The sequence below is a fragment of the Roseibium sp. genome, assembly GCF_965232425.1.
Taxonomy (GTDB): Bacteria; Pseudomonadota; Alphaproteobacteria; order Rhizobiales; family Stappiaceae; genus Roseibium.
The window spans coordinates 5,062,344-5,086,468 of sequence record NZ_OZ246971.1 but is presented as its reverse complement, the minus strand read 5'-3'; the positions used below and the strand labels follow the sequence as shown (position 1 = coordinate 5,086,468).

Sequence of the window (24,125 nt, the reverse complement as noted above, 5' to 3'; positions counted from 1 at the left end):
GTTATTCGGCGGCCTCTCCGTAAGGCACGTTGCCGCCTCCGTATCTGCGGACACGGACATTGGCCTGCTCGGCGTGGCCGACAAACCCTTCCAGCATGCACAGGCGCGAGCAATAGGCCCCGATTTCGGCAGCCGCCTCGTCGGTCAGCACCTTCTGGTAGGAATGGGTTTTCAGGAACTTGCCGACCCAGAGCCCGCCGGTATACCGGCCGGCCTTTTTCGTCGGCAGCGTGTGGTTGGTACCGATGACCTTGTCACCGTTGGCGACATTGGTCCGCGCCCCTAGGAACAGTGCCCCATAACAGGTCATGTTTTCCAGGAACCAGTCGTCACGGTCGGTCATCACCTGCACGTGCTCGGACGCGATATCGTCGGCGACGGACAGCATTTCGTCATAGGTGTCGCACAGGATCACCTCGCCATAGTCCTCCCACGACTTGGAGGCCGTGTCGGCAGTCGGCAGGATCTTGAGCAACCGCTCGATTTCAGACAGCGTCTCGCTCGCAAGCTTGCGGGAGTTGGTCACCAGGACAGCCGGAGAATTGTAACCGTGCTCGGCCTGGCCGAGCAGGTCGGTTGCGCACATTTCCGCGTCGACCGTTTCGTCGGCAATCACCATCGTCTCTGTCGGGCCCGCGAACAGGTCGATACCCACCCTGCCGAAGAGCTGGCGCTTGGCTTCGGCGACAAACGCGTTGCCCGGACCGACCAGCATGTGCACGGGATCGATCGTCTCGGTCCCCAGCGCCATGGCACCGACGGCCTGAATACCGCCGAGGACATAAATTTCATGCGCCCCGCCGAGCTGCATGGCGGCGATCACGGCCGGGTTCGGCGCACCCTTGAAGGGCGGCGTGGCCGCGATGATGCGCGGCACCTCGGCCACCGACGCCGTTGCCACCGACATGTGCGCTGAAGCAACCATCGGAAACTTGCCGCCGGGCACATAGCAGCCGACCGACTGCACAGGAATGTTCTTGTGGCCGAGGATCACGCCGGGCATCGTCTCAACCTCGATATCCAGCATCGAGGCACGCTGCGCCTCGGCAAACTTTCGAACCTGCTCCTGCGCGAACTTGATATCTTCCATGTCCCGGGCGGAGACCTGGTTCATCAGGGCTTCGATCTCCGAGGTGCTCAGGCGGAAGGAGGCCGGAGAATAATTGTCGAACTTTTCGGACAGCTCGCGCACGGCGGCATCACCACGCGTTTCGATCTCCTTGAGCGTTCCCTCCACGATGGAGCGAACCTTGGCATCGTCTTCGGACCGCTCGGCTTCCGGCTTACCGCGCTTCAGATACTCAATGGCCATGTTTCTTCCCTTTCAAAGCGCCGGCGGAACATCTTCTGAAGGAGTCCTCTCACCGGTTCGCCCGTACCACCATTCATCAAATTGCATACGTATGCAGAAACTTCAAGCAACTAAAAGTGCAACACGCAAAACTGCGTAGTTCAAGGTCAGGCAGCCTTGTTCGGTGCGGGCGGAACGCGCTCGCCGCGGTCAAAGCCTTCCCAGCCCTGCCCGTCGAACACATCCTTGCCGAGCTGGGCCAGAACATGGGGAAAATCGACCATGACCCAGTTGTCGACAATCTTGCCGTCGACGACCTTCCAGAAATCCATGTAGCGGATCTCGACCCGCTTTCCGGTCGGTGCAATCCCCATGAACTCCCCGGAATGCGTTGCTTCCTGGCGTCCGAAGGCCGCCGCCCATTCGCCCATGTAGAGCCGGGCTTCATCAACGCAAATCTTGTCGGAAAACGCCGCCTGAAACGGTTTTTGCCAGTTGTCCTGAAACTCCTTCAACCCTGTCTTGGTGCCGCAGCCTGTGTTGCCCAGCCAGCGGAAACCATCTGAAAAGAACTCTCCGATATCGGCAATCCGGTGATCGTTGAGACCGTCGACCATATCCTCGATGACACGGCGCGTATCATCCGTCTTGCTCATATCCGTGTCGCGGCTGAGGACCGCCTGTTCGGGACGCGAACCCTTCATGTTTCACCTGTTGGAACGTGTTTTTGCGAATTTCTCATCACCTAGCCCTTGACCGCGCCCGCCGTCAGGCCACTGACGATCTGACGCTGGAAGATCATGATCAGGAGGAACAGAGGTGCGATGATCGATACGGCGGCCGCCACGGCCTCGACCTGGTCCGTCGTCGTCGTTTCCCGGTTGAAGTAACCGGCAATCGCCGGAACCATCGTCTGGTTCTGGGCATCCAGAAGCAGCGAACAGACGAGATAGTCGTTATAGGCCAGGAGGAAGCTGAACAGTCCGGTCGTGATCACGCCCGGCCACATGACCGGCATGATCACCCACCTGAACGCCTGGAAATGCGTGCAGCCGTCAACGCGCGCCGCCTCATCCAGTTCATTGGGGATGTTCTGGAAGAACGAGCGCAGCATCCAGATCGTGAAGGGCTGGTTGATCGAGACGAGCACGGCAATGACCGCCCAGGGTTTGCCGTAGAGCGTCGGCGCCGCCTCCCCGAGGAGCGGGCGCAGGATCTCCGCCGAATTAATGAACGGCGGCAGGTAACCCGCGACAAGAACCGAATGCGGCAGCGCGCGGAACACCAGGGCCACGATCAGGATCCAGAAGGCCAGGCTGGAGCCGGACCGGGCTAGGCCATAGCCGGCCAGGGTACCGACGGTCAGCGACACCGTCACGACCCCGACGGTGATGATCAGGGAGTTGATGAAGTTCTCGTAGAACGCATTTTCCACCCAGACCGCCTGGTAGTGCTCCGTCGTCAGGCCGAGGATCGGCTTTCCAAGCGGCCCCAGGACGGAATTCAGCGCTCCCAGGACCGGCGGCAGGATACCGAAGAAAACGATCAGGAAGGCGAGTGCGAATGCGAGCGCACCGATGATCCATCCCGGAACGATCAACTCCGGCGGCGTAAGCTGCGTGACGAGACGCGGAAGCTTGGTCACGGCCAGATGGACGGTGTACCAGAGCACGGCAACGCCAACGACGATACTGACGATCGACAGACCGCGTCCGGTGGCAACCGTTTCGGGTCCGAAGATCACGCTGAGCGGGTTCGCCGCGAAGGCATCGATCGGGTCCTTGAAGCTCATCACCGCGATCCAGAAGATCGGGAAGGCTGCCAGCAGACACCAGAACGCAAGGAACCCTGCGGAGGACAGACGCAGCGCCATGGGCTGCTGCATGGATTTCGGCGAACTCATACCCGTCCCCCCTTGTGATCGCGCCAGGTCTTGCGCAGGAGCGGCACAAGCAGCACGACAATTCCGATCATGGTGAGCATCGCGCTGGCGGATGCGCGCGAAATGGAACGGTTGCCGCTGTCATCGGGCGTCAGCAGATCGTAGGTCAGCCACTGCAGCGAGATCCGGTAGGCCTGGCTGGAGAAGCCGACGATCTCCTCAAAGACCCGGTAGGAATCCATCAGGTGAATGAGCGAGATGAAGACAATCAGCGGCATGAGGTGCGGAATGACCACATAGCGCAGGCGCTCCCAACGGCTGGCGCCGTCGATCACGGCCGATTCCAGCGTGTCCTGGTTGACGGTCTGAAGGCCGGCATAGAAGACCACGAAGGCAAACGGCGCCACGTGCCAGACCCGGTAGAACATCATCAGGAGTTCGATCGTCCAGCCCTGCGCGAACATGGAAATGTCGCGTGCGAGCCACCATTCCAGAAACGCCGTCATGATGCCGTCACCGATGAACAGCCAGCGGATCGACAGGGCCCCGATCACCGGCGTGATGATGAACGGAAGCAGCGATATGAAGATGATCGGACCGCGTATCATGCGGGTGGCGTTGTTGACCGTTACGGCGATCGCCAGTCCGACGCCGATGACAAGGGGAAGCGTCACCAGCGTGAAGGTCAGGGTGAAACGGAGGGCTTTCCAGAAATCGATCGTAAGCAGCGCGCTGAAATCCAGCGCTTTCAGGGCCGCCCAGGCGCGATCGGGTTCCAGAACGTTCACGTAGCTTTCCAGCCCGACATACTTGACGGTGGTCACCACCTTGCCGTCCTCGCCGAGGACCGGCTGCACCTTTTCCTCGGTGACGCAGGTCTGGTTCGGGAAACCGGGCGTGCAGGTCTCGACCTGCACCGTCTCGAAGACGGGCTGGGTGATGTAAAAGCTTTGCATGAACACGCTGATCAGCGGCGCAGCAATGAAGAGCAGCATCAAAAAGATGGACGGGCCGACAAAGGCGGCAAAGGTCTTGGCATTCATGCTGCCCTCCCTTGAATCGCGCGGTGAGCGTGGCCGGAGGCCTTTTGACGAATACGCGGCCGGCTGCCCCGAATTCTTCAAAAGCGCTCCAGGGCGAAGGGCGCGAACGCCCTTCGCTGAGACGTCGGTTGCTTACTTGATCAAGCCGGCTTCCTTGGCGGAGGTCGTGTACGCCGCCGAGATATCCTTAAGCGTCGTCTGGGCATCCTTTGCGCCGGTCAGGTAGTCGGCGACACCGTTTCCAAGTGCCGTGTGCATCAGGCCCATCTGCGAGCTGGCCGGATAGGGAAGCGCACCGGCTTCGGCCGTCTGAACGACACCGAGCGCAAGCGGGCCCGGCTCGTAGCCCTGGACAAGCCAGACAGCGACATCGTTGTTCTGCTTGACCATTTCCGGGGTCATGCCGTTCATGGCAACCCGGAACGCGGCCTCAGCCTCTTCGTCCGACGCATTCTTGGCAATCACGATCCCGTCCCACCACAGGGTCGAGGCTGCGCGGGCATTTGCCGTCGGTGCGCCGGCCATCTTGACCTTGCCGACAACCTGGGACTCGTTCGGATCATCCATGGCACCCGCGCGGCTCGCCCACAGGTTCGCCATGGCGATCTTGCCCTGCTGGAACTGCTGCTGAACGTAGGTGCTGTCGGATACGAGGTATTCCGGGTCCATGTACTCGGTCAGCTTCTTGAGCATTTCGAGCGAGGCAACGCCCTCTTCGTTGTCGATCGTTGCCGAATTGTCCGGACCGAAGAATTCGCCGCCCATGCCAAGATACATGTTCACGAATTCCTCGCCGAGGTTCCAGCCGGTCTTGAACGTGCCCCCGATCGGATAATCGACGACGCCCGCGTCCTTGATCTTGGCTGCGGCCGCGAGCACCTCGTCATAGGTCTTGGGAACCGGAATGCCGAGATCCGTCAGGATGTCCTCGCGGTACATCAGATGCTGGGCGTTGACCATCATGGCGACCGCCATGGTCTCACCGTTGATCTTGATGAGCTGGTTCGGTGTCAGGTTCTGACCGTATTTCTCGATGAGACTGTCGAGCGGACGGATCGTGCCTTCGTTCAGAAGCGGCACGAGCGTGCCATTGGCGACGCCGCCAATCTGGTAGAGCGACGGGTCGGCAGCGAACGCCGCCGGCTGCTTGGTGCGAAATTCCTGGTCGAGCTCGGCTTCGAAATCGCCGCACTTGGCCATGAAGGACGTGACCGCTTTCCAGGCCTCGAAACCGGCGGAGAGCGATTTCACCGGCGTGGTATTTTCAAAGTCACAAGCGCTCGCCGCACCTGTGACGGCCAGCGTCATTGCGCTGGCGAGAAGAAGTTTCTTGAGCATGCGTCAGGTCTCCCTGCTGTTCCATGCGCCGTCTGGCGCTCTTCTGGTTTTCGGCTGTGAGCCGGGTCCGGACCGGCTTACGCGTCGATGCGCGCGCCTGTCTCGTGATTGAAAAGGTGACAGATTTCCGGCGGAATATGCAAACCGACCGTTTCATCGATCTCGATGCGGTAGTCCTTGTTGGCCTTGACCGACACCAGCGCGCCCCCGGCTTTCACCGTGATCATGGTGGCATCACCCAGGAGTTCCATCGTGTAGACCGGAGCGCTGATCTCCGCCTCGGCGCTCGAACCGGCGACAGCCGCGTCCTCCGCGCGGAAGCCGAGCGTGACCGGGCCGTCAGGGGCGTTGAGGCCCGGGATCGACACGTTCTCGCCGGTGAAGGTCCCGCCGGACAGCGTCCCCTCCATGAGGTTCATCGCGGGCGATCCGATAAAGCTGGCAACGAACGTGTTTGCCGGCCGGTCGTAGATTTCGGTCGGCGAGCCCACCTGCTGGATGATCCCGCGCTTCATCACGACGACCCGGTCCGCCAGGGTCATCGCCTCGATCTGGTCATGCGTCACGTAGATGGTCGTGACTTTCAGTTCGTGCTGAAGGTTCTTGATCTGCGCCCGCGTCGACACCCGGAGCTTTGCGTCGAGGTTGGAAAGCGGCTCGTCCATGAGGAACACATTCGGCTCGCGCACGATCGCGCGCGCCAGGGCGACGCGCTGGCGCTGGCCGCCGGAGAGCTCCGCGGGCTTGCGGTGCAGGAACTCGTCCAGCTCGACCATGGCGCTTGCCCGGCGCACACGTTCGTCATGCGTTGCCGGATCGACCTTCCGCACTTTCAGGGGAAAGCGAATGTTCTCGTAGACATTCATGTTCGGGTAGAGGCCGTAGGATTGGAACACCATGGCGATGTCCCGATCTTTCGGATCCAGGTCGTTCACGACCCTGTCGCCTATGATGATCTCGCCGCCGGTTGCATCTTCCAGTCCGGCGATCATGCGCATCGTGGTCGTCTTGCCGCAACCGGACGGGCCGAGAAGTACCAGAAACTCACGGTCGGCGATCGTGAGATCGAAATTGTCGACACCGACAAAAGATCCCCACCGCTTCGACACATTCTTGAGCTGAATTTCTGCCACAGCCATCCCCTCTTCGACTGTTTTCAGATCAATTTTGCATTCCTATGCAAAACAGCTAGACACAGCGAAAAGACTTTGGCAACGTTTTTTTGCATACGAATGCAAAATTGTTGCTATACCTTCATATCTCTGAAACCTGCAAGGTACCCAATGTCCGATTTCCGGCGCATCCCCCACAGCTTCCTGAACACCGTTCTGGCCACTCCGGCACAGGAGACCGATGACCTTCTCGCCCGCCATCTGAAGGAAGACGTGATCTTCGATGTTTCAGACCCTGTGAACCGTCTGAGCGGACGCGACAGCGTGCGAAACGCCTTTTTCGAGCCCCTGAAGGAGGCCTTGTCGCATGTGCGCCGCCGCGACGAGATTTTCATCGGCGGACCGAACCGCCGCGAACCCGGCGGGCACTGGTGCGCTTCCTTCACACACTATCTCGGCAATTTCGAAAAGCCGCTCTTCGGCGTCGAACCATCGAACCGCCTGGTCTTCCTGCGCTCGGGTGAATTCTACCGCATCGAGGACGATGGACGGATCTCGGAAGCCAAGATCATTCTCGACCTGATCGACCTCATGCGCCAGGTCGGACGCTTTCCCCTGCCCCGCATCCTCGGTACGGAGATGCTGTTCCCCGGCCCGGCCACGCATGACGGTGTGATGCCGGTCGGCCAGGCAGACGGTGAGACAACCCTCGACCTGTGCGAGGCGATGCTGGCGGATCTGAAGGCCTATGATCCGGAAAACTTCACCTCGAAGGGACAAACCGGAAAGGACGGCTACTGGCATGACGACATGCTCTGGTACGGACCGGGCGGGATCGGTTCCAACTATCGCTGGAGCGGTTTTGAAAAGGATCACCGGGCGTCATTCCTGACGGCGTTTCCCGATCGTGTCGGCGGCAATCACTATTGCCGGATCGGCGACGGCGATTACGCTGCCGTCAGCGGCTGGCCCTCCATGACCATGACCCACAAGGGCGACTATATCGGTGTTCCGGCGACCAACAGGGCGCTGACGCTCCGCGTCATGGACTTCTACCGCTGCACCGGCGGCAAGATCATGGAGAACTGGGTCATGCTCGATTATGTGGACCTGTTCAGGCAGATGGGGCGGGATCTGATCGGCGAACAGGCGCGCGCCTGACGCAACCACCCGCTGCTCCTTGAGAAGGACTTCCGGCCGGCCTATTTCTTCTCGCGCCATTTTATGACCGCGGGATCGGCAGTCGCGCAGGCCGCAAGGATCAGGTCGCGGGACATGAACGGCCCGGCGGCGCGGCTGGCAGCCCCGGCCGCCACGCAGTCCCCGGGCCTGCTCCCGGGGGTGATGTGTCCGCTTGGCGCATCGAAGGCAAAGACCTGCTCCGCTTTGCCATCGGCGCAGTCGCGCAACCCGAACGCAATCGCAGGATCGCCTGGTGCGATGAGTTCCATGCACTTGCCATCGAAGGCAACGGAGCGGATCTGCCCGGACGCCGTGTCGAAAGTGAACTGGACGTCCCCTCCGCGCGGCTTGCACGAATGGGCATGGAGATTTTCACCGAACCCGCGCCCCTGCGTGTCGATGCACCAGCCGAGATTGTCGGCCTCGTCGAGATTGTCCGCAAGATAGATCACCGGTGCCGGTGTCTTGAGATCGGGCGCCTCGGCGCTCACCTGGGACGAGACACCCATGAGCAGGCAGGCAAGGAAGGTTGCGGTTTTGCGCATTTGATTGTCCTCTCTTGATGAATGACGAGCTGCCGCTCAGGCGCCCTGCCTTTTCGGAATACCCTTGCGATCCTCCGGCGGCGCGGAACGCTGCGTCACGCCATCGACAAGCACGAAGGCGATCGAACACGGCTCCGTTCCACGGTTCGACCAGGCATGATTGGTCCCGCGCTGGACAACCACGTCACCGGCTTTCAGGAGGACGTCCTCTTCGTCCATCAGCATGTAGATCTCACCTGTCAGGATCACCGCATAGTCGACGCTGTTGGTCCGGTGCATCCAGGGGTGCCGCGCATCTTCCACGATATTATCGCCCGCGCCCATTTCCGCGAATGCCGCTTTGCCGTCCAGCGTCTTCATGACTTCCGGATCTTCCGGCATGAATTCGACCACCCGGAACACGCTGCCGTTTTCCGGCGGGTGCAGAATGAACGGCCCGTCGCAGGTCTCGGTCGGACCGTCATATTCCGCAGGCGTTCCGTCGGACAGCCAGAAGTTGGTGAGGGTGACGCCGGGCCTGTTCTCCCGTTGCAGCCGGTGGGTCGCTACGCCGTCGCTTTCAACAATGGCAACGCCGTTGCTGTCATGGCCGGTCACGACACGTCTGAATTCTCTAGCCATTTCCATTCCGCTCGTTTCAGGATTTCAGGGACATTTGGGGAAGCGCCTTCTGCTGGATCAGCAGGTAGGCGAGAAGCACGATGCCGACGACCAGCGTCGGCCAGGCCTGGATCAGAAGGCAGAGCCCGGCGCAGAGCGCGATGGCCCGGTTCAAGGCGGACAGCGGCCGGATCGCGCAGCCGATGACACCGGCGGCAACCGCGCCCACGCCGGCAAAACCCGTGACGACGGCGACAAGATTTGCGGCAACACCATCCTGCATCAGCAAGCCGGGACCAAAGACAAAGGCAAACGGCAGAACGAAGCTGGTGAGCGCATAGGAAGCTGCCGTCCAGCCAACCTTGTTGACATCGGCTCCGGCAATCCCGCCGGCGACATAGGACGCAAGCGCGACGGGCGGCGTGATCGTTGAAATGCAGCCGTAATAGAAAACGAAGAAATGCGCCGTGAGCATCGGCACGCCCAGCTTGACCAGCGCCGGAGCGACGACGGTTGCCAGGATCAGGTAGGCCGCCGTTGTCGGCAGTCCCATGCCCAGAACGATCGAGGCAATCATCGTGAACAGGAGCGCCAGGATGAGGTAGCCGTTGGAGGCGACGTCGATCAGCAGCGCGATCTTGGACCCGAGCCCGGTGATCCCGAGCGTGCCCGAAATGACGCCTGCGGCGGCACAGGCGGCCGAAATCGTGATGACATTGCGCGCACCTTCGGAAACACTGCCCGCAATCTTTCCGATCAGTTCGCCGTCAATGCGGCGGGTCCTGACTATGTAGAGTACGATCAGCACCGCCATGCCCCAGAGCGATGCCTTGAACGGCGAAAACCCCGCGAGCATCAGACCAAGCAGAACGGCAAAGGCCCCGATGAACGGTGCGCCCTCCAGGAGAACGGCGCCCAGCGGCCGGCCGTCGCTCTGATCCGTCTGCCGCGGCATGATCCCGGAGCGCACCGCCTGAAGATGCACGACAACGAACGCGGATCCGAAGAACAGCAATGCCGGAAGGATCGCGACCGCCATGACGGATGTGTAGGGCACGCCGACGATTTCGGCCATGATGAAGGCGGCGGCCCCCATGACCGGCGGCATCAGCTGACCGCCCGTCGAAGCAACGGCTTCGATCGCACCCGCCTGGTGAGGCTGATAGCCCTCCCGCTTCATGATGGGAATGGTCACGGTCCCCGTAACGGCGACATTTCCGGCAGCCGAGCCGGACACCATGCCGATCAGGGTCGAGAACAGCACGGCGGACTTGGCGCTGGCCGCCCTGAGGCCCTTTGTCAGCCGGATGGAAATCTCGAAGAAGAAATCTCCCGCACCGAAACGAGACAGCATCGCGCCGAAGATGGTGAAGACGATGATGTAGGTCGCGGCAACACCGATCGGGATGCCATAGACACCCTGGGTGTCGGTCGTCAGGAACAGGACCATGCGTTCCAGACCATATCCGCGCCCGCTCAGGATGCCCGGAAGGTAAGGGCTCACGAACGGATAGCAGAAGAAGACCAGCGTGATCAGGGCGAGCACCAGCCCGACACCCCGGCGGGCCGCTTCGAAAACCAGCAGAAGTATGACGATTCCCGCATAATAGTCGCCGTCCGTCGTCAACCCTCCGCTGAAGGCGATCGCCTTCCAGCGCGACAACAGCCAAGCGCTCGCACCGACCGCCGCGGCGACCAGGATAAGGGAAAGGACGCGGTCCGTTGTCGTCCCTTCCAGCCGCGCGGATGCGGGCCGGAGCGCGAAAAGCAGCGAAAAGGCCATGGCGACATGGATCAGCCGCAGCGGCATGGTCGAGATCGACACCACACCGGCGACGACGGCAAGATGGAACAGTCCGAGACACAGGGCCGCGGTGTAGATCACAGCCTCTTTGCTGAAGGACAGTTTTCGGAAGGTTTGGCTCGCCACCGGGACGCCCTCATGCCGGAACCCGATGCGAACCCGCTCAAGCGGGTCCGCCTCCGATCCGGTCCGTTACCACGATATCATTTGTTGAAATAGCGTGCCGCACCTTCATGCAGCGGAATTGCCAGTTTCAGGGAATTTGCCGGATCGATCTGTTTGGCATTCGCATTCTCTGCCTGGAATTCCTCAAGATTGTCGAACACCGACGACACGATTTTCTCCACGACATCCGCCGATAGCGTGTTCGGCACGATGAGCATGTTGTTGACACCGATCACCGTTCCGGGTTCAGCGGTGCCGTAGACATCCGCCGGAATCTCGACCGCCTTGAAGGCGCTGTTCTTTTCCAGGGCCTTGTCGAGTATGCCGTCCGAAAAGCTGATGAAACGCAGCTTGTTGCCGGCCGCGGCCTGCATCACGGCACCCGCCGGATAGCCGGACAGGGCAAATGCCGCGTCCACATTGCCGTCGCTCAGCTGGCTGAAACCGTCCGAATAGGACAGAAAGCTGGGTGTGATGTCATCCATGGACATGCCATGCAGCGGCAGCAGGAAGTTCATGAAGCCGAGTGTACCGCCGCCTGCCGGACCGACCGCAACGCGCTTGCCCTTGATGTCCTCGATGGTCTGGATATCCGAGCCTTCCAGCACGATCATGTGCAGAACGCTCGGGTGCAGCGCCGCAACCGCGCTCATCTCGATCGCACCGCTCTTGTAGGGGCCCTTCCCGTTGACGGCCAGCACGGCGAGATTGTTGTTGGTGATTGCGATCTCCACCTCGCCGCTGTCGATGAGCCGCGGGTTCTGAACAGATCCGCCGGTGACGACCGGCACCATCGTGATGTCCCCGCCCGCATATTTGTTGACGAGGTTGGAGATGCTTTGCCCCATCGGATAAAAGGCGCCGCCCAGGCTCGCCGTGCCGATACGCAGCTCTTCCGCCTGCGCCATCGATACCGAGAAAAGCAGTCCGCACGCGAGACCGGCCGATTTAATCACGTCAAACATCATGTCCTCCCGAGTTTGTGATCAGGATAGACGATAATTTGATCTTTTCAATTTTTTTATCGATATTTTTGTATTTGATCGATTTTCTGAGGCTTGGGCTTTCTCACCCTGCAGATTACTCCACGTTGCCCATTCGTTTCGCCTGGTCGATCAGTTCCTGGCACTTCTTCTCGTTGCCGGCCTTGCGTTCCTTGTTCGCATCCTCCAGCAGCGCCCGCATCCGTTCGGCGTCGGTAATGTCGATCCCGGTGCGCTTCGCGCGATCGATGGCGTATTCAACCTTGCTGATATCGGCGGCACAGGTTGCCATCGCATTCTGGGTGAGGCCTGCCAGGAAGAGAGCAGAGCAGGTATAAAGGGCCGCGCGGGCGGAAAAAAATCGCATGGAATTCCTCCTAACAGTCGATACCGCCAACCTTGACAAGCGATTGTGAAATTCTGGTGTCCGGATGGGGATCTGACGCCAGCGCGCAACATTTGCCCCGCGTTTGCAGGGCCAAGGGAATGGCGCATCCAAACAATACAACACTGTAAAAATTTAGTAGGCTGCCTCCGTTCGGGGCCGGACGGGGACCCATTTCACAAATTGGGGTACGGACCCTAGGGTTGGAGGGAATAATGATTAATGAATTCAAGGATTTCATTGCCAAGGGCAATGTCATGGACATGGCGGTCGGCATCATCATAGGTGCCGCCTTCACGGCAATCGTGACATCCCTGGTGGGCGATCTGATCAACCCCATCATCGGGCTGGTTTCCGGTGGGGTCGATTTCACCAACAATTACGCGGTTCTCGCGGGTGAAGTGCCCGCAGGTGCCTCGCTGGAAGCCGCGCGCGAAGCCGGGGCGTCCGTGTTCGCCTATGGCGCGTTCATCATGGCGGTCATCAATTTTCTGATCATCGCCTGGGTCGTGTTCATGCTGGTCAAGTCGGTCAACCGCATCAAGGACGCGGCAACACCCAAGGAAGAGCCTGCACCGGAAGAACCAAAGGGGCCGACAACCGAAGAACTGCTCGCGGAAATCCGCGACATGCTCAAGGCACAGGCCTGACGCGAAACCGTAAATCCGGCCAGCACGTTCCTGAAAGGTGCTGGCCGAACGATATCGGCAACGCCGGTTAGATCGCCATGACGATCCTGCCGTCAATGGTGCCCGCTTTCATGCGATCGAAAATGCTGTTCACGTCCGACAGCGTTTCCTCCGTGTAGTGTGAATGCACAAGACCCTCGGCGGCAAATTGCAGCGACTCGGCAAGGTCTAAACGTGTTCCGACAATGGAACCGCGGATGGTCTTGCGGTTCAAAACCGTATCGAAAATGGAAAGCGGGAAATCCTCGGGCGGCAACCCGACGAGACTCATGGTACCGCCCCGCGCCAGCATCCCGACACCCTGCTCGAAGGACTTGCCGGCAACCGCGGTCACCAGTACACCCTCGGCGCCGCCGCCGGCCTGAACTTCGGCGACCGGGTCCGTCTCCAGTGCATTGATCACCTGATCCGCTCCGAGAGACGTGGCAAGCTTCAGTTTGTCATCGGCGATATCGACCGCGATCACGTGAAGCCCCATGGCCTTTGCGTATTGCACCGCCATGTGGCCGAGACCGCCGATACCGGAGATCACCACCGTCTGTCCCGGCCGCGTATCCGTTTCCTTGAGACCCTTGTAGACCGTCACGCCTGCACACAGGACCGGCGCGGCAGGTGCAAATTCAAGTCCGTCCGGAAGGTGTCCGACATAGTCCGGATCCGCCAGAACATAATCGGCAAAGCCGCCGTTCACGCTGTAACCGGTATTCTGCTGATCGGTGCAGAGCGTTTCCCAACCGCCCATGCAGTGCCTGCAGTGCCCGCAGGCCGAATGGAGCCAGGGGATGCCGACCCGGTCCCCCTCCTTCACCGAAGTGACCCCGGCACCGACCTCGGCGACGAACCCGACACCCTCGTGACCGGGAATGAAGGGCGGGCTCGGCTTGACCGGCCAGTCGCCGTTCGCCGCATGCAGATCGGTGTGGCAGACACCCGAGGCCACGACTTTCACGACGATCTTGCCGTCCTTGACCTCCGGTTTTTCAACCTCGCAAAGGTCGAGCGGCGCTCCGAACTCGCGAACAACGGCAGCATTCATCTTTGGCATGGCCGATCCCTTCCTCTTCAGACCTAACACTGGGTCTTGATCCCACGGGAATTGGGCCGGCGTCATTGATCGAGAGCAATCTATCCGCGAAAGGCTGTCAGGACACGCGCATCACATCATGCGGTGATGAAGATCCATCATGATCCACAGGCTGCCGCCGACCATGATGCAGATCAGAACGGCAGCAAAACCGAGGAAGAAGAGATTTTCACCCGGCGTCGACTTGAAATCCATGTGCAGGAAGAAGACCAGGTGCACGATCACCTGCAGAACGGCGGCAACCGCTATGACCGCGTAGACCGCGGGACCGGTCAGCAGCCCACCCCAGACGAGCGCGAAGGGAATGGCGGTCAGAACCACGGCAAGCGCGAATCCGGTCAGGTAGGTCGACAGACTGCGTTCAGCTGAATGATCCATGATCCCTCCTACATGACACCCGGCAGGTAAACGACGGAAAAGATACCGATCCAGACGATATCGAGGAAATGCCAGAACAGGCCGAGCCGGACGAGACGCGAGCGCACCGGCAGCGTCAGGCCCTTGACCATCACCTGCCCGATCATCACGCAGATCCCGATCGCCCCGAAGGCGACATGAAGCCCGTGTGTCCCGACAAGCGTGAAGAATGCCGACAGGAAGCCGCTGGTGCCCGGCCCGGCGCCCTGGGCGATCATGCCGTGAAACTCGATCATCTCCATCGCGAGAAAGCCGAGGCCCAGGATCAGGGTCACGAAGAGCCACTGCACGACACGTCCGGCGCGATCGGCCGTCATGGCGATCGTCGCCAGGCCGAAGGTCAGACTGGACAGCAGCAAGAGAGCGGTTTCACCTGCGGTATGGCCCAGGTCGAAAAGCTCCTTTGATGTCGGACCTGCCGCAGAGTTCTTCGAAAGCACGACATAGGACGCAAACAGCAGCGCGAAAATCACGGCATCGGTCATCAGATAGACCCAAAAGCCGAATTCGCGCGACGCGAGGGACTTTTTCTCTTCGTGCTCGAGAAGCTCGCTGTTCAAGGTTGTCTCCGACATCACGCCCTCCCCGGCATTGGTGCGCCCGAAGCGGGGCCGAGCGGCTGGAAGTCGCGCATGTCATGCATGTCCGCTGCGGTTATCTGCCCCAGACGAGCCGCCTCGATACGGGCGACCTCCGACGCCGGAATGATGAACTCGCTGTCGTCGTCGCAGGACCGGATGCCGACACAGACAAGGGCCAGGACAAAGGCCAGCGCCGCAAGCCACCAGATGTACCAGACCATGGCGAACCCGAGCGCGAATGACAGTGCCCCGAGGACCGGGCCAAGCCCGCTGCTCTTTGGCATCACGATGTCTTCGTAGGCTCCCGGATGCTGATAAGCGGTTCCGTTGAGCTTCATGTCGTGGAAGGCGTCGATGTCATTCACCGTCGGCACGACGGCAAAATTGTAAGGCGCCGGCGGCGACGCGGTTGCCCACTCCAGTGTCCGCCCGTTCCAGGGGTCGCCGGTCAGGTCACGCGCTGACCCCCAATTCTTCGCCGAGACGTAAAGCTGGATCGCAATACAGACGATACCCAGCAGCACACACACGGCGCCGAGCGCGGCCACGACGAGGTAAGGCTGCCAGTTCGGATCGGCGTAGTGCTCCATGCGCCGGCTCATGCCCATGAACCCGAGCACGTAAAGCGGCATGAAGGCGAGATAGAATCCGATAATCCAGAACCAGAAGGACCGGATCCCCCACTTGGCGTCCAGCTTGAAGCCGAAGGCCTTCGGGAACCAGTAGTTCAGACCGGCAAAGTAACCGAACAACGCGCCGGGAATCAGCATGTTGTGAAAATGCGCAACCAGGAAGGTGGAATTGTGCATCAGGTAATCCGCCGGCGGCAGCGCCAGCAGGACGCCGGTCACGCCCCCGATGACGAATGTCACCATGAAGCCGATCGTGAACACCATCGACGGATGGAACTCGATCCGGCCGCGATACATGGTGAACATCCAGTCGAAGATCTTCACGCCCGTCGGCACGGCGATGATCATGGTTGCAATGCCGAAAACCGCGTTCACGTTGGCCGAAGATCCCATCGTGAAAAAGTGGTGCAGCCAGACCGTGAAGGACAGAATGGCGATGCACGCGGTCGCATAGACCAGTGATTTGTAACCGAACAGGCGTTTACGCGAGAAGGTCGCCACCACTTCCGAAAAGATGCCGAAAGCCGGCAGGATCAGGATATAGACCTCCGGGTGCCCCCAGATCCACAGGAGGTTGGCGAACAGCATCATGTTGCCGCCGTCCCCGTTGGTGAAGAAATGGAAGCCCAGCGTCCGGTCCAGCGCCAGTTGAGCCGCGACCACGGTCAGGGCCGGGAACGCGAAGGCGATCAGGATCGAGATGCAGAGCGTCGTCCAGGTGAACATCGGCATGCGCATATAGGTCATGCCCGGGCACCTGTTCTTGACGATCGTCACGATAAAGTTGATCCCGGACGCGGTGCTGCCGACTCCGCTGACGATCAGCGCCCAGAGCCAGTAGTCGACCCCCACGCCGGGATTGTAGTCGATCCCCGAATAGGGCGGATACCCGGTCCAACCCGCCGTTGAGAACTTTCCGATTGCGAGGGAAATCAGCACCAGCCCCGCCCCCGCTGCCGTCAGGAAGAGACTGACAGAGTTCAGGAACGGAAACGCGACGTCGCGCGCACCGATCTGCTGCGGCACGATGATGTTGATCAGCCCGGTCAGAAACGGCATCGCCACGAAAAAGATCATGATCGTGCCGTGCGAGGAAAAGATCTGCTCGAAGTGCTCCGGCGGCAGATAGCCTTCGTTGTTGAGCGCAATCGCCTGCTGCGCACGCATCATCAGGGCATCAATGAAACCGCGCACGAGCATGACCAGCGCAAGCACCACGTACATGATGCCGATCTTCTTGTGATCGAGGCTTGTAAGCCAGTCGGTCCAGAGCACCTTCCAGGCTCTCAGATAGGTGATCAGGAGAAACACCGCGAGACCGCCGCCGACGGTCACGGCTGCACCGCCCATCGCAACCCACGAATAAAGCGGAATGGCCTCAAAAGTCAGACGTCCCAGCATCACGCAGCCCCCTTGCAGAAGAGTTCGGCCGCCTTGCTTGCACCGGGTCCCCCTGCCGGCGCGTATTTTTGCAGGATCAGCTTGAACAGGTCAGCTTCGAAGGACGAAAAATAGGCAACCGGATCGGCAACGCTCTGCTTGTGCAGCTCAATATAGCTTTTGCAGTCAAGTGATGTCCCCTGCCCGGAAACCTTGGTCTTCCAGCTGGTGAAATCCGCCTCGCTCATCGCATGCGCCTTGAAGTGCTGGTCGGGAAATCCGTCGCCGGAATACATCGTGTTCCGGCCGATGAAGGTGCCGGGTTCGTCCGCAAATAGATTGAGCTCGGATCGCATGCCCGCCATGGCGTAGATCTGACCGCCCAGCGCCGGGATCATGAGCGAGTTCATGACCGTATCCGACGTGATCTCGATCGAAACGGGACGATCCGCAGGAAAGGCAAGCTCGTTGACGCTGGCCACGCCGAGTTCGGGGTAGAGGAACAGCCATTTCCAGTCGAGTGCAATCGCCTGCACCTTGAAGGCGGCCTTGTCCGAGGCAATTGCCTTGTAGGGATCAAGTTTGTGCGTGGATTGCCAGACCAGCGTTCCGAGAACGACAATGATTGCGGCCGGCACCAGCCAGACCACCATCTCGATTTTCCAGGAACTGTCCCAATCAGGAGAATAGGCAGCCGTCCTGGCCCCGCTCCGGTAGCGCCAGACGAAGAAGAGCGTCAGGACAATCGCCGGGATCGCAACAATCATCATCACCCAGAATGCAGTGAAGAGAAGGTCCCGCTCCGCCAGCGCGATCGGCCCCTTCGGATAAAGGACAGGCGCATTCGAAAGGCCGCAGCCCTGCAGCATCAGGGCTATCCCGAGGACACCGGCAAAACCGATCAACTTCATGGGAAAACGGAAGGTTCGCGGGATATTCACGTTGGCCTATGCTCCGCCGTTCGGGGCAAACAAAACCCCACCTGTTTCCCGAACACTCAAGAAGTCAGCCATGGCGACCTTCCTCATTATCGAGCGATTTCAACGGCGACGAAAAACCCTGAACCGAATGGAATCAAGCCTAGCCGAGCCATTCGAGCTTTGAAAGGGTTGCGCTGCGGAAATCAGAGGAAGAGTTCGGTACGTGATGGACGCCAAACACTGTTTTTCAGGCCTGTTCACCCGATCGTCATGCGATCACTGTATGGCAACCGCACGGTCCAGGGCCACAAACGGCTTTAACGGTGCACAGGGCTGCCGTCCGGCAATTCATCAACAACATTTTCAGAACAACATGCACAAAACTAATGAAATCCACCCCTACCGGCACGGCCCGTTCAGGATCCGCAAATATGCGTCTGCGCTTGACCACGAGCGCTTGACGGACGCTCCCCGGAATGCGACCCGGTTTGTCCAGCGAGCTGTCAATCGCGGAACAACGGCAACCTTTGCAACCGGCGGGGAAATCACCTCAAGCCTTTGGCCATAAGGACAGAAAATGAGCAAGTTCAAAGCTGTGGTCTTCGATTGGGCCGGAACAATGATCGACTTCGGCTCGTTCGCGCCGATGGGTGTCTTCGTCAAGGCCTTCGAAGAATTCGGCATTTCGGCATCGATCGAACAAGCGCGCGGACCGATGGGCAAGCCCAAGTGGGATCATATCCGCGACATGATGGACGACCCCGGTATTTCCGCGCAGTGGACAGCAAAATACGGCTCGGCACCAACAGATGCCGATGTCGACAAGGTCTACGAGATCTTTGTCCCCATGAATGAAAAGGTCGTGGCGGATTTTGCGGACCTCGTGCCTGGCGCCGCCGAGATGGTCAAGACCCTGAGAGCCAGGGGCCTCAAGATCGGCTCCACCACCGGGTACACGCGCTCGATCATGGAAAACGTTCTGCCAAGGGCGGCAGAACAGGGTTACGAACCGGACAACCTCGTCTGCTCCGACGACCTGCCCGAGGGCCGGCCGGGTCCTCTCGGCATGTACAAATGCTTCGTGGACCTCGTCGCCTATCCGCCGTCCACCGTGATCAAGGTCGACGACACGGAACCGGGCATCGCGGAAGGCGTCGCGGCGGGGTGTCTGACGGTCGGGCTTGCGCTTTCCGGAAACTACGCCGGCAAGACGCCGGACGAACTTGCCGCCCTTTCGGAATCTGAGATCGATCAGTTGCGTCAACATGCGACGGCGAAGTTGAAAGCAGCGGGCGCGGACCATGTCATCGACACTGTTGCAGATCTCCCTGCCCTGATCGAAATGCTGGATGTTGACTGACCAAAAGGCCGAACATTCTACCCGTTGCCCACGTCCCGGCAGAACAGCGCGGTTTTGAAATTCCGACACTAGGAAACGGACATGCCCGGATGCGTTTGAACGACGGACATTGGCAAGAACCATTGTCTGGGACTACTATCGCTAGTCAAGTGCGCCTTGGCTGGTTCTCGATGCGGGAAACCGGTGGCGCCGGATGTGCGAAACGGGATTGGACGACATGCGCCTCATCAGACGCGGACACCAACTTGCCAGATCGAAAAGCTGGCTCCCGGCCTGTGCTTCAGTTGTCTTGGCCTTGGTGGTCACGCCAGCCCCAATACAGACCGCACTTGCCAAGGCTGAACTCAAGGTCATCGACAGCACGGATTATCCTTGGCATTCGATCGGGCGCGTCAACCGGGCCGGATACAAGTCCGTGTCAAGTTGCACCGGCACCCTGATTGCACCTAATCTGGTTCTGACGGCCGCGCATTGCATCGTGAGTTCCAAAACGAAGCAGAAACTACCGGCCGACGAAGTGCTTTTCATTGCGGGCGTCAGGCGTGATCAGTACGCCGCAAGGCTAGAGGCGGAATGCCTGCTGACGCCGGAGGATTATGTTCCCAGACGCCGCCCGAAACTCAACGAAATCCGCAAGGATCTCGGCCTCATTGTGCTCAAGGAGCCCAGCACCCTGTTTCCGCTGCCTCCGCTGACTCCGGACGAATCGCGCAGGCTTCGTGCTTCACCGCGTTTTCTATCCGTGGGATATCGCCGGAGCCGACCATATCTCCCGACCGTCGTCTCGTCCTGTTCGGTCCTCGGAAGCCAGGAAGATGTCTGGATCACCGATTGCAACACCGAGTCGGGTGCCTCGGGAGGACCGCTCATGGTCAACACGCTTTTCGGTCCGAGGGTCGCGGCGGTCATGTCTTCCAAGATCAACGACGAGCGATCCATCGTCGTACCTTTTCCGGAATGGCAGGATCTCGTCGCATCGGCGTCCTGCGATCGTGAATTGGAAGGCGAAGTTCCATCGACGGATGATGGGGCAAATGCGCAGTCGAATTGACATGGACGAAAAAGTCACTGTGCCAACCTGCCATTGCCGGTATTGTGATAGTCCGGTTGCCGAAAGGACGCCGATCTGTGCCGGGCAGCCGCGCACCTTTCAGATTTGCACGAGCTTTGGACGATGAACCAATCCGCACCTCTTCCGACGTCGACTGAAAGCAGGGCCGTCGCGACACGCAAGCTCGCCTTTGTCGCGAGCGAGACCGATGAGGCACAACGTGCACTGACCGCATTGTCTGAGCGCTACGGCAACGTCGATGCCGATGACGCCGACATGGTCGTCGCGCTCGGCGGCGACGGTTTGATGCTGCAGACACTTCATGCGCACATGGCGAGCTGCAAGCCGATCTACGGAATGAACCGGGGCTCGGTCGGTTTCCTGATGAACGAGTACCGGGAAGACAACCTGCCGGACCGTCTTGCAAAAGCGGATGTAACCACCATTCGGCCGCTCGAACTGACAGCCCTCGACGAACACGGCGAAGAGCACAAGGCGCTTGCCATCAATGAAGTCTCTTTGCTTCGCCAAACCTCTCAGGCAGCCCGCCTTCGAATCTCTGTCGACGGGAAAGTCCGGCTGGAAGAGCTTGTCTGCGACGGCATCATTGTCGCAACACCTGCCGGCAGCACGGCTTACAACCTGTCCGCTCACGGCCCGATCCTGCCGATCACCGCGCAGTTGCTGGCCCTCACCCCGATCAGTGCCTTCCGTCCGAGGCGATGGCGCGGGGCCCTTCTTCCCAATGGCGCACAGGTCGACATCGAGATCCTCGAGGCGGACAAACGCCCGGTGAGTGCGTCCGCCGATCACACGGAAATCCGCCGCGTGACGCGCGTGAGTGTGCGGGAATCCACCCGGGCGAAGGGCGTGATCATGTTCGACTCCGATCACGGCTGGGACGAGCGCATCCTGTCGGAGATGTTCCGTTACTGAACGTTTCTTAGAAAAAACCGCTCCTGGCAACAGCCTGTTAAGCGACTGAGATCATACTCCGGAGACGTTTGAACCCGCACCCGTTGACAAAGGGCATTGCTAGCATGGCCGAAACTGCCGAGGACAAGGATTACGAAATCCTGACTCCCCCGACCAACCTGCGCAGCAAGGTTCGGGAACTGACACCGCGGGAAGCCAAGAAATTCGATCCGGTCAAGGCCGCTGAAGCCGCCATAAGCCGGCTGTCGAGCCACTTCGGCAACTGGATGGTGAACGAAACCGTGACGCTCAATCAGGCATGGGAAAACGTGCCGGCCGACGGTCTCACGGAAGAAACGATCGCGCCCCTCTTTCAGGCCGCTCACAACATCAAGGGCCAGGCCCTGACCCTCGGCTTTCCGCTCGTCGGACAGGTTGCCGCAAGCTTTTGCCATCTGATCGAGACGGTGCCCTCGCCCGACAAGCTCCCGCTGGAACTTGCGGAACGTTACGTCGAAGCCATCCGTGCAATGGTCATGGAAGGCGCCAAGGACGAAGGCAACTCCACCGGTGTCGCCTTGCTCGAAACGCTGGAAAGCGTCACGGACGAGTTCCTGAAGCAGTTTCCGCCCGAACCGGACGACGCGTGACCTTCAAACACCCGACAGCTCAGTCCGCGGCATCGGTTGCCAGCCGTTGCTCCCGGAAAACGATGTAGCATCCGCTGAGGATGATGAACGCTGCGCCGACGTAAGTCAGCAGGTCCGGAATCTCGTTCCAGATCAGCCATCCAAGCAGCGTCGCCCAGATCAGCGCGCTGTACTCGAATGGTGCGAGCGTCGCAGAGCGTGCAAATCGGAAAGCCTGCGTGATCAGCGTTATGCCCGCGGTTCCGAAGATCGCTATTCCGATGAACAGCCACATATCTTCCGGCCGGATCGCGACCCAGACGAAGGGGACCACCAGCGCGCTCAACAGGGCGCCTGCCCCCACAAGGTAAAGCATCAATGTCCACACGCTTTCGCGCGGATCGACCCAGCGTGCGCTGATCATCAGAACCGCATAGAAAAACGCGACCACGATCGGCAGCAATGACGCATTCTGGAACGTCCCGGCACCCGGTCTGACCACGATCAGGACCCCGGCGAAACCGGCAAGAACGGCGAGCCAACGGCGCCAGCCGACGGTCTCCTTGAGCGCGAGTGCGGAAATGGCGGTGATGAACACGGGTGCCATGAAAACAAGGGCCGTTGCCTCTGCGATTTCCAGATATTTCAGGCTGGTGAAAAACAGGCCGGCCGCGAACAGCCAAAGAACACCGCGCAGCAGGTGCGCCGCTGGACGATAGGAGCGCAAGGCACCGGTACCGCCCATTCGCAAAGCAATCAGCACCGCAAACGGCAAAGCGATCAGATTGCGCATGAACAGGATCTGGATGGGTGTGTAGCCCGACGTCAGAGCCTTTGCGATCGCGTCGCTCACGCTCAGGCTGGCAATGCCAGCACACATGAGGAGAATGCCCATCGAGGCTTGGGACCGCACGCCGCCCGTCGCAGATTGCATGACGCCACCTTTTTGAAATCGGGCAGGCACATAACCATTGCCCGATGAAGGCGGCAAGCCACATTTTGCTTAGAAACGTACAGTTCGAATGGAAGCGGACCTTGGTACGCGCACCGGCCTTGCAAGGCCTGAAAGAAGATCAGGCGGCGGCGGTGATCTGCAGCGAACCGTTCTTCACCAGAAGGCGTGCTTCCAGCCGCGCGACTTCAATCGCGAAACGGCGCAGGAAGGCGGCGACATCTTCGTCCGCTCCCAGTGCCCCGTCCTGCATTTCTTCCAGAAGGGTCTCGGTCAGCATCCTGGCTTCGTCAAGCGCCAGATCGTAGGTGAAATCGGCCTCGGCCTGGCGGGCGATGTCGATGGCCAGCAGGAACGCCTGATGGGACCGGATCGGCAGGCCCGCCTTGCGCAGGATCGCCTGAAGGGCCGAACGCCGGACCGTGACGAGCAGCTTGCAGAGCCGCGGCAACGGCACCTGTCCGAGGTTCGCGAGAGCGGCCGCAAAAAACCGCAGGCGGCCGCAGCATACCGAGCGCAGCAGAAGCCGCGTATTCAGTTTGCCCCGGCTCCGCAGATGTTCGACAAAATCCGGGAGCTCTTCCACGCTTGCCTCCAGAGCCAGCCTGAGAACAACCTTGTCTTCCGCGTCGCTCAGGAACGTGTGTCTCTGGTTCTCGGGAACACGCTCCAGCACGATCGGGTGATCATCAAGACTTTCGGCAAGCCGCATCAGCAGCTCGTAGCGATTCGCAAGAGGCAGATCCCGGGTGCGCAGCAGCTGGTCGCAGATGTCGGGCCGGTTCTCGAACCGCTGAGCCAGACGCAAGAGTGAAGACTGCAACACTTCCGCACTGCCATTGTCGAGGAGAACCTGACAGGCGCGTTCGCTAGCGACCTCGCAGATGGCCGCGCTGATGGATGCAGGCAGACCTGCGCGGCCCGCAATGGCGCATTGAACGGTTTCGCTGCCCTGCGCAAGCAGGTCCACAAGCTCCGCGTCGGTGAGAATGGGAGATTCCTTCAGAACGGGAACAGCAACATCATCGACATCGCTGGCAAGAGAGCGCACCACGTGAGCGGGCGCGTAGGCGCTCGACGCCAAGGTCTTGGAGATCGCCTTGCGGATCGCCCGGCTCGGATCGTCCAGAAGAACTGTGAGAGCTGTCGCCATGCTGGCCCGTTCCTGACTGCCGTGTTCGGCTT

General features: G+C 60.3%; 24 protein-coding genes. 6 read left to right on the top strand and 18 right to left on the bottom strand.

Annotated features, from left to right (window positions below):
- Position 1: 1 nt before the first annotated feature.
- From hisD to ACO08A_RS23130, 6 genes are all read right to left on the bottom strand, one after another.
- Positions 2 to 1,312 carry a histidinol dehydrogenase gene (gene hisD / locus ACO08A_RS23155; protein ID WP_422038280.1) on the bottom strand — a complete coding sequence of 437 codons (1,311 nt, stop codon included), beginning with the start codon at positions 1,310 to 1,312 and terminating at the stop codon, positions 2 to 4.
- A gap of 146 nt (positions 1,313 to 1,458) precedes the next feature.
- A complete protein-coding gene (locus tag ACO08A_RS23150; protein ID WP_422038279.1) occupies positions 1,459 to 1,995 on the bottom strand; it encodes an ester cyclase in 537 nt (178 codons plus the stop codon).
- A 41-nt stretch (positions 1,996 to 2,036) separates the two neighbouring features.
- Positions 2,037 to 3,194: a carbohydrate ABC transporter permease gene (locus ACO08A_RS23145; RefSeq protein ID WP_422038278.1), complete on the bottom strand. Its 1,158-nt coding sequence runs from the start codon at positions 3,192 to 3,194 to the stop codon at positions 2,037 to 2,039.
- Positions 3,191 to 4,216 carry a carbohydrate ABC transporter permease gene (locus tag ACO08A_RS23140; protein WP_422038277.1) on the bottom strand — a complete coding sequence of 342 codons (1,026 nt, stop codon included), beginning with the start codon at positions 4,214 to 4,216 and terminating at the stop codon, positions 3,191 to 3,193. The genes ACO08A_RS23145 and ACO08A_RS23140 overlap by 4 nt, the downstream gene beginning before the upstream one ends.
- A 132-nt stretch (positions 4,217 to 4,348) precedes the next feature.
- Entirely contained in the window at positions 4,349 to 5,554 is a 1,206-nt protein-coding gene (locus ACO08A_RS23135; protein WP_421983478.1) for an ABC transporter substrate-binding protein, read from the bottom strand.
- Between the two features lie 77 nt (positions 5,555 to 5,631).
- The gene (locus tag ACO08A_RS23130) at positions 5,632 to 6,687 is read right to left on the bottom strand and encodes an ABC transporter ATP-binding protein (protein WP_422041797.1); all 1,056 of its coding nucleotides are present in this window, start codon (positions 6,685 to 6,687) and stop codon (positions 5,632 to 5,634) included.
- A gap of 150 nt (positions 6,688 to 6,837) precedes the next feature.
- Here ACO08A_RS23130 and ACO08A_RS23125 point away from each other — a divergent pair, with 150 nt between their 5' ends.
- Positions 6,838 to 7,827, top strand: a complete 990-nt coding sequence (locus ACO08A_RS23125; RefSeq protein ID WP_422038276.1) for an ester cyclase — start codon at positions 6,838 to 6,840, stop codon at positions 7,825 to 7,827.
- A gap of 41 nt (positions 7,828 to 7,868) precedes the next feature.
- Here ACO08A_RS23125 and ACO08A_RS23120 read toward each other — a convergent pair whose 3' ends face one another.
- From ACO08A_RS23120 to ACO08A_RS23100, 5 genes are all read right to left on the bottom strand, one after another.
- Entirely contained in the window at positions 7,869 to 8,393 is a 525-nt protein-coding gene (locus ACO08A_RS23120) for a ricin-type beta-trefoil lectin domain protein (RefSeq protein ID WP_422038275.1), read from the bottom strand.
- 36 nt (positions 8,394 to 8,429) lie between these two features.
- Positions 8,430 to 9,014, bottom strand: a complete 585-nt coding sequence (locus ACO08A_RS23115; RefSeq protein WP_422038274.1) for a cupin domain-containing protein — start codon at positions 9,012 to 9,014, stop codon at positions 8,430 to 8,432.
- Between the two features lie 16 nt (positions 9,015 to 9,030).
- Positions 9,031 to 10,923: a TRAP transporter permease gene (locus ACO08A_RS23110; RefSeq protein WP_422038273.1), complete on the bottom strand. Its 1,893-nt coding sequence runs from the start codon at positions 10,921 to 10,923 to the stop codon at positions 9,031 to 9,033.
- Between the two features lie 77 nt (positions 10,924 to 11,000).
- Positions 11,001 to 11,927: a TAXI family TRAP transporter solute-binding subunit gene (locus ACO08A_RS23105; RefSeq protein WP_422038272.1), complete on the bottom strand. Its 927-nt coding sequence runs from the start codon at positions 11,925 to 11,927 to the stop codon at positions 11,001 to 11,003.
- A 115-nt stretch (positions 11,928 to 12,042) separates the two neighbouring features.
- A complete protein-coding gene (locus ACO08A_RS23100; RefSeq protein ID WP_422038271.1) occupies positions 12,043 to 12,312 on the bottom strand; it encodes a hypothetical protein in 270 nt (89 codons plus the stop codon).
- Positions 12,313 to 12,545: 233 nt separating this feature from the next.
- Between ACO08A_RS23100 and mscL the strand changes: the two genes are divergently transcribed.
- Positions 12,546 to 12,980, top strand: a complete 435-nt coding sequence (mscL, locus tag ACO08A_RS23095; RefSeq protein WP_422038270.1) for a large conductance mechanosensitive channel protein MscL — start codon at positions 12,546 to 12,548, stop codon at positions 12,978 to 12,980.
- Between the two features lie 67 nt (positions 12,981 to 13,047).
- On the opposite strand, the gene adhP is transcribed toward mscL, so the two are convergent.
- From adhP to cyoA, 5 genes are all read right to left on the bottom strand, one after another.
- Positions 13,048 to 14,064, bottom strand: a complete 1,017-nt coding sequence (adhP, locus tag ACO08A_RS23090; protein ID WP_422038268.1) for an alcohol dehydrogenase AdhP — start codon at positions 14,062 to 14,064, stop codon at positions 13,048 to 13,050.
- Positions 14,065 to 14,175: 111 nt separating this feature from the next.
- Entirely contained in the window at positions 14,176 to 14,481 is a 306-nt protein-coding gene (gene cyoD / locus ACO08A_RS23085) for a cytochrome o ubiquinol oxidase subunit IV (protein ID WP_422038267.1), read from the bottom strand.
- A gap of 8 nt (positions 14,482 to 14,489) precedes the next feature.
- Entirely contained in the window at positions 14,490 to 15,095 is a 606-nt protein-coding gene (gene cyoC, locus ACO08A_RS23080) for a cytochrome o ubiquinol oxidase subunit III (protein ID WP_422038266.1), read from the bottom strand.
- Positions 15,095 to 17,134: a cbb3-type cytochrome c oxidase subunit I gene (locus ACO08A_RS23075; RefSeq protein ID WP_422038265.1), complete on the bottom strand. Its 2,040-nt coding sequence runs from the start codon at positions 17,132 to 17,134 to the stop codon at positions 15,095 to 15,097. Before ACO08A_RS23075 ends, cyoC begins: the two co-directional genes overlap by 1 nt.
- Positions 17,134 to 18,024 carry a ubiquinol oxidase subunit II gene (cyoA, locus tag ACO08A_RS23070; protein ID WP_422038264.1) on the bottom strand — a complete coding sequence of 297 codons (891 nt, stop codon included), beginning with the start codon at positions 18,022 to 18,024 and terminating at the stop codon, positions 17,134 to 17,136. Before cyoA ends, ACO08A_RS23075 begins: the two co-directional genes overlap by 1 nt.
- Before the next feature lie 586 nt (positions 18,025 to 18,610).
- On the opposite strand from cyoA, the gene phnX reads away from it, so the two are divergent.
- The 4 genes from phnX to ACO08A_RS23050 all read left to right on the top strand — a co-directional run bounded on the left by phnX (position 18,611) and on the right by ACO08A_RS23050 (position 22,009).
- A complete protein-coding gene (gene phnX / locus ACO08A_RS23065; RefSeq protein ID WP_422038262.1) occupies positions 18,611 to 19,393 on the top strand; it encodes a phosphonoacetaldehyde hydrolase in 783 nt (260 codons plus the stop codon).
- Positions 19,394 to 19,610: 217 nt separating this feature from the next.
- The gene (locus ACO08A_RS23060; protein ID WP_422038261.1) at positions 19,611 to 20,444 is read left to right on the top strand and encodes a trypsin-like serine peptidase; all 834 of its coding nucleotides are present in this window, start codon (positions 19,611 to 19,613) and stop codon (positions 20,442 to 20,444) included.
- Between the two features lie 123 nt (positions 20,445 to 20,567).
- The gene (locus tag ACO08A_RS23055; RefSeq protein WP_422038260.1) at positions 20,568 to 21,380 is read left to right on the top strand and encodes an NAD kinase; all 813 of its coding nucleotides are present in this window, start codon (positions 20,568 to 20,570) and stop codon (positions 21,378 to 21,380) included.
- Positions 21,381 to 21,484: 104 nt separating this feature from the next.
- Entirely contained in the window at positions 21,485 to 22,009 is a 525-nt protein-coding gene (locus ACO08A_RS23050; RefSeq protein WP_422038259.1) for an Hpt domain-containing protein, read from the top strand.
- 19 nt (positions 22,010 to 22,028) lie between these two features.
- Here ACO08A_RS23050 and ACO08A_RS23045 read toward each other — a convergent pair whose 3' ends face one another.
- Both ACO08A_RS23045 and ACO08A_RS23040 read right to left on the bottom strand, forming a co-directional pair.
- Positions 22,029 to 22,922, bottom strand: coding sequence for a DMT family transporter (locus tag ACO08A_RS23045; protein WP_422038257.1), 894 nt, complete (start codon positions 22,920 to 22,922; stop codon positions 22,029 to 22,031).
- A 139-nt stretch (positions 22,923 to 23,061) separates the two neighbouring features.
- Entirely contained in the window at positions 23,062 to 24,093 is a 1,032-nt protein-coding gene (locus ACO08A_RS23040) for a DUF2336 domain-containing protein (protein ID WP_422038256.1), read from the bottom strand.
- Positions 24,094 to 24,125: the final 32 nt, after the last annotated feature.